This is a genomic window from Lawsonibacter sp., from assembly GCF_022777125.1.
GTDB lineage: Bacteria > Bacillota > Clostridia > Oscillospirales > Oscillospiraceae > Lawsonibacter_A > Lawsonibacter_A hominis.
Window position 1 is genome coordinate 1 of record NZ_JALFGV010000032.1, and the last position, 2756, is coordinate 2756.

Sequence of the window (2756 nt, forward strand, 5' to 3'; positions counted from 1 at the left end):
CCGTTTCTGGTCCTCCCGGTGGCTGCGTTCCGCCTTGCCGTTGTGGCGGGGTGTATAAGGACGGATGAGTTTGTGCCGGATGCCTGGTTTAGCGGCGGCAGCTTCAAACAGGGTGGGTAGGTGCCGCTTGCTGTTGGAAAAACGGTTGGTGAACTTAAAACCATTGTCTGTCTCCGCCGCGGAAATGTCCAAAGCCCTTGTCACCCTTTACGAAATTTGCTATAATAAAGGGTAATTTTGATTTGACTGATCGGGAGGGACAACGCGCGCCCATGAAATATAAGCAATGGAACCGGACACACTGTGACAGCGAGGCGCGCGCCGCCCTGGAGCGGGCGGGCATCCCCCCTTTGGCGGCCCTGGCTCTGTGCGCCAGGGGTCAGGACACTCCGGAAAAGGCCCGAGCCTTTCTGGCCTGCGGGCAGGAACTGCTCCACGACCCTCTGCTGATGCTGGACATGGACAAGGCCGCCGGGCGCCTGCGTCTGGCGCTGGAGCGGGACGAGCGCATCGCCGTCTACGGGGACTATGACGTGGACGGGATCACCGCCACCTGCCTGCTCACCGATTTTCTCCGCAGCGAGGGCGCGGCGGTGATTTCCTACATCCCCGACCGGATGGAGGAGGGCTACGGCCTGAACCGGGACGCAGTGAATACCCTGCACCGGCAGGGCGTTTCCCTTATCGTCACGGTGGACTGCGGCATCACCGCCGTGGACGAGGCGGAGTACGCCCAACGCCTGGGGGTGGACGTGGTGGTCACCGACCACCACGAGTGCAAGGACACGCTGCCCCGCTGCACGGCGGTGGTGGACCCCCACCGTCCCGGCTGTCCCTATCCCTTCAAGTACCTGGCCGGCGTTGGGGTGGCGCTCAAGCTGGTGCTGGCCCTGGGCGGCCCAGCCCGGCGGGCGGCGCTGCTGGCGGAGTATGCGGATCTGGCCGCCATCGGCACCGTGGCCGACGTGATGAACGTCACCGGAGAAAACCGCTGCCTGGTGCGCCTGGGCCTGGAGGCCCTGCAGCACACCAGGCGTCCCGGCCTGCGCTCCCTGCTCCACGAGGCCGGACTGGAGGAAAAGTCCATCAGCTCCATGTCCGTGGGCTACGTGCTCGCCCCCCGCATCAACGCCTCCGGGCGGATGGGCTGCGCGAGCCTGGCGGGCGAGCTGCTGCTCACCGAAGACCCGGGTCGGGCCGCTCTTCTGGCTGCGCAGCTGTGCCAGCTCAATCGGGAGCGCCAGGCCATCGAGGCCGCCATCTATGCCGAATGCGTCGCCCGGGTGGAGGCCCTGCCCGGCGAGGAGCGGTACGCGCTGGTGCTCTCCGGCGAGGCGTGGCACCAGGGGGTCGTGGGCATTGTGGCCTCCCGTCTGGCGGAAAAATACTCCTGTCCCACCTTTATGATCTGCCTGCAGGACGGCCGGGGCAAGGGCTCCTGCCGCTCCTTCGGGGGCTTCAACCTGTTTGCCGCGCTGGAGCACTGCGCCGGCCTGCTGGAGGGCTTCGGCGGCCACGCCCTGGCGGCGGGCTTTACCATCCGGGAGGAACAGATCCCCGCCTTTGCCGCGTGCATGGCGGAGTATGTACGCCTGCGGACCGGCGGAGCGGAGATGGTCTCCACGCTGGAGATCGACGCGGAGATCGAGGACGCGGGCGCGCTCACCCTGGATGGGGTGGAGGGTCTGGATCTGCTGGAGCCCTACGGCGCGGGCAACCCCAAGCCGGTGTTTTCCCTGTCGGGCTGCACCGTCTCCGCCGCCAGCGAGGTGGGCGGCGGACGGCACCTGAAGCTCAAGCTCGCCTGCGGCGGCAGGAGCTTCGACGCCATCTTTTTTTCCGCCACTCTGGCCCAGGCGGGTCTGTCCTGCGGGGACCGGGTGGACGTGGCCTTTACCCCCCAGGTCAACGAGTACCGGGGCTGGCGCACCGTGCAGCTGCAGCTGTGCGACCTGCGCCCCGCTCTGACCCGGGCCCAGGCCGAGCGGGCCCTCTATGAGAAATTTCGCCGGGGGGAGCCGCTCTCCCGCTCGGAGGCCGCCGCCCTGCTGCCCAGCCGGGAGGACTTCGTCTCCCTGTGGCGCTACCTGAAGGGGCACACCGCTCACGGCCCGCTGGAGGAGACCGCACCCCGGCTGGCCCGGAACATTGCCCGTGCCTGCGGACAGCGGGAGACGGTGATGCGCACCCTGGTGTGCCTGGAGGTCTTCGACGAGCGGGGCCTGATCCGTCTGGAGCGCACCACCGACCACCTGCAGATCGGCCTGACGGCTGTGGACGGCAAGGTGGACCTGGAGCAGTCCGTCATCATGCGCAAGCTGCGCAGCATTCTGGAACCTTAACGCGTCCCGCGCGTCTGCGCAACGCGTTCGCCGGAGGTGGCCTGTTATGGACCCCATCCTGGAGCGCTATCACGCCCTGGAAGACAAGATCAAGACCTATAACCCGGCGCTGGACACCCAGCGCCTGTTCAACGCGTTCAATTACGCCGATAACGCCCACGCCGGACAGCTGCGCAAGGACGGCTCTGCCTATATCACCCACCCCCTGGCGGTAGCGGAGATTGTGGCCGAGCTGGAGCTGGACACCGACTCCATCATTGCCGCCCTGCTCCACGACTGCATCGAGGACACCGGCGTCACGCACGAAGGGATCGCCAAGCTCTTCGGCATCACCGTGGCCGATCTGGTGGAGGGGGTCACCAAGCTGACGCGGGTGCAGTACACCTCCAAGGAAGAGGAGCAGATGGAGAACCT

The 2756-nt window shown here is 66.8% G+C and carries 2 protein-coding genes and 1 pseudogene; 2 read left to right on the forward strand and 1 reads right to left on the reverse strand.

What is annotated here, in order from left to right:
* Nucleotides 1-192 (reverse strand): annotated as a pseudogene (locus tag MR825_RS02760) (IS481 family transposase); the annotation flags it as partial.
* An 80-nt stretch (nt 193-272) separates the two neighbouring features.
* Here MR825_RS02760 and recJ point away from each other — a divergent pair.
* Entirely contained in the window at nt 273-2342 is a 2070-nt protein-coding gene (gene recJ / locus MR825_RS02765; protein ID WP_186908179.1) for a single-stranded-DNA-specific exonuclease RecJ, read from the forward strand.
* 46 nt (nt 2343-2388) lie between these two features.
* Nucleotides 2389-2756 (forward strand): HD domain-containing protein (locus MR825_RS02770; protein WP_287878666.1); only part of this gene is annotated, 368 nt, incomplete at its 3' end.